The organism is Peptostreptococcus sp. D1, from assembly GCF_900112955.1.
In the GTDB taxonomy this organism is placed as follows: Bacteria; Bacillota; Clostridia; order Peptostreptococcales; family Peptostreptococcaceae; genus Peptostreptococcus.
Map to the genome: position 1 here is coordinate 1 of NZ_FONP01000024.1, position 7,452 is coordinate 7,452.

A 7,452-nucleotide genomic window follows, 5' to 3' on the forward strand; every position below is an offset into this window, starting at 1 on the left:
GAGTGGTGGAAAGATAAAGATGCATGAAGTAAAAACAATAGTTTCAAAAGAGGAAGATGCTGACGAAAGAACATTACTTGTATTTTGGAAGTTTATTTAAGAATAATTAAAAGTGAGAAAAACACAAATACCTTAAAGAGAAATTAGAATGTACTAGCAAGGGAATTTTTTAGACAAATAGTCAAATGAAGAAACGTTAATAGTGTTAGCTTAGTATTTTTATTTAAAGTGTCATTAATGTTATAGTATGATAATCATTTGAATAAACTCCCTCAATTTAGAGAACATCCTTAATATCATACTGTATACATTTATGATATTAACGTTGATAGCGATTTAAGGCTGTAAGTAAAATAGCAGCTTAGTTGCTATCAACGTTTTTATTTTATTAAGCATTTCAAAGTAACAGTATAATTGAAAGTAGCAGTATAATCGAATGTATAATCATATTTAATTGAATATATGGTATAATTATTTTAATACTATATGCTTAATGATTTTTGAAAAAGCTAAAATATATATCTAAAAATAATAAATTCGAAGTCAGTTATTATTATCCTGTAAGGAGGGAGAATAATGGGGAAGGTTTTTTTAGAAAAGAATGTATATGATGCTGCATTGGATAGGCTAGAGAAAATTTTTTCGGAGGATTTTGCGGTATACTTTTCTTTTTCCGGTGGTAAGGATAGCTCAGTAATGTTACAGCTTGCTAATATAGTCGCAAGGAAGAAAAACAAAAAGTTTGATGTGCTTTTTATTGACCTGGAGGGTAATTACACTTATACAATCGACCATGTAAAAGAACTTCAAAATTTGAGCCAAATTAATGAATTTTACTGGGTTTGTTTACCTTTGGTTTTAAGGAATGCAGTGAGTCAATTAAGTACTCACTGGTTATGCTGGGATAAAAGGCAAAAAGATTTTTGGATTAGAGATATGCCAAAAGAATGTATCAATGAGGATAACTATATTTCTAAATATGGTTGGGATTTTTTTATAAGTGGTATGCAATTTGAAGCCTTTATTGTTGCTTTTGCAAAATGGTACCAGAAAAAGCATAATAAGCCTGTTATGTGCGGTGTAGGAATCAGAACAAATGAAAGCTTTAATCGCTTCAGAGCAATTGTATCTTTAAGGAAAGAAACATGGAAGGATTATGGTTGGACTACTCTTGTACAAAATGAAGAGAATCTTCCAATTTATAATTTTTATCCAATCTATGATTGGCAGACAAGAGATATTTGGATTGCTGTTGCACGATTTGATTTTAAATATAATGAATTGTATGAATTATTTTATAAAGCAGGCTTATCTATACATGAAGCAAGAATCTGCCAGCCCTATGGCGATGATCAGAGAAAAGGTCTTAGCCAGTTTAAGGCAATAGAGCCGGAAACCTGGTCTAAATTACTTATTCGGGTAGGAGGAGTTAATTTCGGAAATATTTATTCTAAAAGTGTTGCATTGGGACATATGAAGATAGAAAAACCAAAGCACTTAACATGGCAGGAATATACGATTTTTCTTTTAGAGAGCATTGGAACAAAAAATTATACTCTTATGATTCATTATGCAAGAAAAATAGAAAGGTTTATATACTGGTATGAAGTCAAAAAGGGAGTAAAAATGGCTGATTTTTCGCCAAAGCATATAGAAGCGAAGAGAAAGGGAGCCTCGTGGAGAAGATGCGCTAAAATGATCTTAAAAAACGATTATTATGGTAGAGGCTTGTCCTTTTCTCAAACTAAAAGGGATGATATGGAGCTTAAGGAAATGCTTGAAAATGATGATGCAGTTAATAAATTATTATTTTTTGATGAAGGGAAGAATTGATATGAGTGAGGATATTAAAATTTTAGCAACACAGGCTAAGCTAGTTTCTATAGATGATGTTTACGCAAATGATTATAATCCTAATATAGTGGCGGCACCGGAAATGAAGCTACTAGAGCTTTCGATTAGAGAAAATGGCTTTTGTTATCCTATTATAGTTATACAGGATAATAATAAATACTGTATTGTAGATGGATTTCACCGCTATACTGTGGCGAAAAGGTTGAATTTAAAAGAAATTCCGGTGGTGATTTTAGAGCATGATATCGTAAAAAGAATTTCTGCTACTGTACAATTTAATCGTGCAAGAGGAACTCATCAGGTTTTGGATATGTCTAAAATAGTCATCAGATTAATTGAGGAAGGTAAGGGTGATGATGAAATAGCAGAAGCTTTGGGAATGGAGGAAGATGAGGTTTTTAGATTAAAGCAACTATCGGGACTTAAGGAAGCATTTAAAGATAAAAATTTTTCAAATTCATGGGAAGAATTTACAAAAAAGTACAAATGGGATTAATCATAGAAAACTGTTATGTGATTTTTTCTTGACTGATGGTCAAATAGTACGATAAAATGAGTAGGTATGAATTATATAGGGCTATTGAAATTTATTATTGAAGATGAACAACAATTGTAGTATACTATTCATTTTTGCACTTTGATAGCCTTCTTATACAAAAATATTATTTTGAAGGGTGGTGAAATAACTCAATTTATAATAATTTGAGTTACTAAATATGAAAAAAATATATAAAATACCAGTTATATTTATGCTAATAATGTCGATAGGAATGTATATTTGTTACCATATCTATGGAATTGGATATGCTAATCCTAAGTTTTCTTCTGCGTTTTTACCAACATATTTTATTTTAGTTCCATTTTCGATATTAGCTTATTTAAAATACAAAAAAGATTTAGGAGATCATGTGCCAAAATATAAATTATTTTTGCTTATATTTATACCAGTAATTTCAATTGGTATGTTTACTGTGATTCATAAATTCGAGCTATCTATTGTTTTTTTGCTGCCTCTAGTAGATGCCTTTTTTGTTGGGATATCAGAGGAATTGGTTTACAGGGGGATTATTTTTACGAATGCTGCAAAGGAAAAAGGAGTTTTTAAGGGGATACTTATATCTGCGTTATTTTTTTCTATATTACATAGTATTAACATTATTGGTGGAATATCGATTTCGTCAATGCTTACACAGCTGGTTAGTACTTTTATAGCTGGGGTATTTTTTGCTTCTGTTTATAATTATACAAAAAATATAATGCTTTTAATAGTAATGCATGCTTTTTGGGATTATGTGTTATTTACAAATATTTCTGAAGCATTTTCATTTGTAGGAATTGCGTATCTATTATTTACAGCTTTAGAACTAATAATTGCTATTACCTTATTGATAAAATATAGAAAAGAATAATATTGATAAAATATTTATATACTATTTACCTATGACGGAGAAGAAATGTCCTAGAAATTCTTGAAAATTATTTATATTAGAGTTAATATATTATGTAATATATAAATAAAAGGAGGTATTTTTATGACGATGACAGCAATATTAGCATTTGTATGTGTTCTTTTCTCTATGGCTATAGGAGATGTAGTGTCTGCAAAAACTAAGGCCTTTATTCCATCGGTATTTGCAACTGCAATTATTTTTTTAGTGGGCTTTTGGTTTGTATTTCCTAAGGACATGATTACAATAGCCACGCTTGGGCAGCCTGTTGCCGGATTAGTTATGTATTTGTTGATAGTGCATATGGGAACGTTGATGAATATCAAGGAGCTTATTGCACAATGGAAAACTGTACTCATATCACTTGCAGGTATAGTGGGTATACTTGCTATTTTGATGACTGTTGGTGTAATGGTGTTGGGTAGAGATACAGCAATAGTTGGAGCACCTCCTTTGACAGGTGGTATTGTAGCAGCAATACTTATGAAAGAAGCCGCTGAATCTGTAGGTAACACAAATTTGGCTGTTGTTGCAATACTTGTTTATGTAGTGCAGGGCTTTGTAGGCTATCCTTTGACAGCAGTTTTATTAAAAAAGGAAGGAAACAGACTTCTTGAGGGCTATAGAAAAGGAGAGCGTGAACAAATAAGCTCGGTTAGTGAGGACCAAGCTATCAAAAAAACATTGATTCCACAGCTACCAGAAAAATATGATACTACGTATATGGTGTTGTTAAAATTGTCCTTTGTTGCATGGTTGGCTGATATATTTACGAAGCTTATCAATACTAATGTATTTAATAATCCAAAAGCATTATCACCACTTGTGACTTGCTTGGTATTTGGTGTTATAGCAGCGGAAATTGGTTTGGTTGATAGAAAGCCGCTGAATAAAGCAAACGCCTTTGGATGGACAATGACATGCTTGATGGCATTTATTTTTGAAGGCTTGAGCAAGGCTACTCCACAAATGCTGGCATCTGTTGCAGCGCCGCTTATTGGAATAATAGTGATAGGTGTAGCTGGATTGATTATTTTTGCTTTTATTGCAGGAAAGCTATTGAAAGAATCAAAATATATGTCATTGCCAATAGCTTTAAATGCTTTATACGGATTTCCTCCAAACTTTATTCTGACAACTGAGGCGATTAAGTCTTTGACGGACGATGAAGCTGAGGTTAAGTATTTGACAGATATTATGATGCCAAGGATGCTGATAGGTGGATTCACTTCAGTTACAATTGCTTCAGTAATAATAGGTGGGATTTTTGCCGGAATGTTGGGCTAGAATTAAACTATTTTCGATGTTGATAGTATGATTTGAAGATTATGGATTGGAGTTGATATTATGGATATAAAGAGTGTTTCTGATAAGTATAGAGATTATGTGATAGAAAAAAGAAGATATTTTCATATGAATCCAGAGCCTAGTTTTTGTGAATTTAATACTTCAAGGGTTGTTCAGAGTGAGCTGGATAGGCTTGGAATCGAGTATGAGGTTGTTTGCGATGTAGCAGTGGTTGCCAGAATAAAGGGCAAAAATAGTGGGAAGAAGGTCCTTTTGAGAGCTGATATGGATGCACTTGAAGTAGCTGAAAAAAATGATGTTGCTTATAAATCTCAAAAGGAGGGTTTAATGCATGCCTGCGGTCATGATGGTCATACTGCAATGCTGCTAGGTGCTGCACATATATTAAGTGAGGTAAAGGATTATTTTGATGGAGAAGTAGTCCTATTCTTCCAGCATGCCGAAGAAGTTGCAAAGGGTGCGAAGGAAGTACTAGATAATTACCCATTATTAGATGGAGTAGACGGAGCCTTTGGTATTCATCTTTGGCAAGGTGTTGAGAGCGGTAAAATTTCCCTAGAGCCAGGTCCGAGAATGGCAGCGGCTGACTTTTTTAAGATAAATATAGAAGGTAAATCAGGGCATGGATCCATGCCTAGTGACACTATAGATGCTGTTGTTGTGGCATCATCAGTTGTTATGAATCTTCAACATTTGGTAAGTAGAAATACAGATCCTCTAGATTCATTGGTGGTTACAATCGGAAAAATGGAAGCTGGAACTAGATTTAATGTAATAGCAGGTGAGGCTGCTTTGGAGGGTACATCTAGATCCTTTAGTGACGAAGTATGGAAAAGTATACCGGAGAAATTAGAAAGAGTAATAAAAGGTACTTGCGATGCTTACGGTGCAAAAGGTGTTCTTGAAATGGATAGAGCAACTCCACCATTGGTAAATGATGAAAAAATGTCTGAAATCCTAAGAGAATCAGCTATAAAATTGTATGGAGAAGAATCTATTGTTAAGTATGAAAAGACTACCGGTGGAGAGGATTTTGCGTATATTTCCCAGATGGTACCAAGTGTATTCGCTTTTGTTGGGATTAAAAATGATGAAAAGTGTATTAATGCGGCACATCATAATGATAGATTTGATATTGATGAGGATTCCCTTCAGATTGGCATGAACCTATACGCTCAATTTGCAATAGACTTCTTGTCTAAATAAGTAGATAAAATACTCGACGCTTTTGTTGCAGAGGATAGCGAGTTTAATTTTTGATTAAAAAGACTCTCAAAGGTTAGAAGTAAAGCCTAACCTTTGAGAGTCTAGTATTTTTTATAGAGCTCTTTACTATCTATCAATGAATTATAATTTTCAAATTTACTTGATTCTTTTTATTCAAATAGTCGAAAATTTACCTAAGCAACGATTTCTATTCATAGTATATAATGAATTTGAAGTAGCATTTTGGGCTATATACAAGTCTTACATGAAATTCTTAATATATTTTTCTAGTCTGTTTATTCCTTCTATAAATTCTGATTCATCACAAGCATAGGATATTCTTATGTATTCATCAATACCAAATGCTTTTCCAGGAACGATGGCAACCTTTTCTGCTTCTAGGAATTTCTCACAAAACTCAACAGAAAAACTTTCTATATAATCGAAATTTTTCTTTATATTTGAAAGATCGATAAATATATAAAATGCTCCGGATGGTTCGATGTAACTAATGTTGTTTATTTTATTTAATCTTTCAGTTATTAAGGTGCATCTTTTCTTGTATGTTTCAACCATATGCTGCATATCTTCATCGCACTCTAATAGTGCGCCAAGACCGATGTATTGAGCTGTAAGTGATGGGTGTGATACTATATGGCTCTGGATTGTAGACATACCTTTTGCTATTTCTGTATTGGAAGCAGTATAGCCAAGTCTAGTACCAGTCATAGCAGCACACTTTGCAAAACCATTAATAGTTATAGTGATATTTTTAATTTCCTCGCTTAATGAAGCAATAGAAACGAAGGAATCGTTAAACCTAATTTTTTCGTAAATTTCGTCTGCTAAAATATATATACCTTTCTGTAAACAAAAGCTTGCGATTTCGAATAATTCGTCTTTTGTATATACACAACCAGTTGGGTTGGAAGGGTTTGTAATCACTATGGCTTTTGTTTTCTCAGTTACGTGTTTTTTTATATCCTCGACTGTTACTTTAAAATTATTATCCTTACAGGTAGGAATTTCTACAGGAACAGCATTAGTAATTTTAATAATCTCAGAATAACTAACCCAGTAAGGTAGTGGTAATAAAACTTCGTCTCCTGGATCTGTTAACACTAAAATGGCATTTGTAATTGAATTTTTAGCTCCACTTGAAAGAACAATTTGATCTGGAGTATATGAGATATTATTTTCTCTCTCTAATTTTTTACATATTTCTTTTCTTAGTTCAATTAATCCAGGAACAAGGTCATATTTTGTTTTATTTTCATCCAGTGATTTTTTTCCATATGCCTTTGCTTTATCTGGTATAGTGAAATCAGGTTCACCAATGCTCAAGTTTATAACTTCAACACCGTTTGCTTTTAATTCCTTGACTTTCGAGCTTATTGCAACAGTGACCGATGGAGTCACGTTTTTTAATCTTGCTGACAACATATTTCTCCTCCTGACTATGTTTTGGTTATGTTTATTGTGTTTATGATATCTAAACAAGCACTCTTTTAATTAATATATAACGTATGTAGAAATATATCATTGATATACGATAATGTATAATATGTAAAAATTACATAATTGATATACGATAATGTATAATATGTAAAAATTACATAATTGATATACGATAATG

At 32.5% G+C, this 7,452-nt stretch carries 6 protein-coding genes; 5 read left to right on the forward strand and 1 reads right to left on the reverse strand.

The genetic code is table 11. The features are described 5' to 3' along the window. Positions 1–576: 576 nt before the first annotated feature. The 5 genes from BM120_RS10395 to BM120_RS10415 all read left to right on the forward strand — a co-directional run bounded on the left by BM120_RS10395 (position 577) and on the right by BM120_RS10415 (position 5,816). Positions 577–1,833 carry a DUF3440 domain-containing protein gene (locus BM120_RS10395; protein WP_091995778.1) on the forward strand — a complete coding sequence of 419 codons (1,257 nt, stop codon included), beginning with the start codon at positions 577–579 and terminating at the stop codon, positions 1,831–1,833. Further along, complete coding sequence (locus tag BM120_RS10400; RefSeq protein WP_242941610.1) at positions 1,817–2,350, forward strand: ParB N-terminal domain-containing protein; 534 nt, start codon at positions 1,817–1,819, stop codon at positions 2,348–2,350. The genes BM120_RS10395 and BM120_RS10400 overlap by 17 nt, the downstream gene beginning before the upstream one ends. A 220-nt stretch (positions 2,351–2,570) precedes the next feature. Then, on the forward strand, positions 2,571–3,263 hold the full coding sequence (locus tag BM120_RS10405) for a CPBP family intramembrane glutamic endopeptidase (RefSeq protein WP_091995780.1): 693 nt from the start codon (positions 2,571–2,573) through the stop codon (positions 3,261–3,263). Between the two features lie 123 nt (positions 3,264–3,386). Continuing rightward, the gene (locus BM120_RS10410) at positions 3,387–4,589 is read left to right on the forward strand and encodes a hypothetical protein (RefSeq protein ID WP_242941611.1); all 1,203 of its coding nucleotides are present in this window, start codon (positions 3,387–3,389) and stop codon (positions 4,587–4,589) included. Positions 4,590–4,649: 60 nt separating this feature from the next. Next, positions 4,650–5,816: an amidohydrolase gene (locus BM120_RS10415; RefSeq protein ID WP_091995782.1), complete on the forward strand. Its 1,167-nt coding sequence runs from the start codon at positions 4,650–4,652 to the stop codon at positions 5,814–5,816. Positions 5,817–6,077: 261 nt separating this feature from the next. On the opposite strand, the gene BM120_RS10420 is transcribed toward BM120_RS10415, so the two are convergent. Continuing rightward, positions 6,078–7,259, reverse strand: coding sequence for a pyridoxal phosphate-dependent aminotransferase (locus tag BM120_RS10420; protein ID WP_091995783.1), 1,182 nt, complete (start codon positions 7,257–7,259; stop codon positions 6,078–6,080). Positions 7,260–7,452 lie beyond the last annotated feature (193 nt).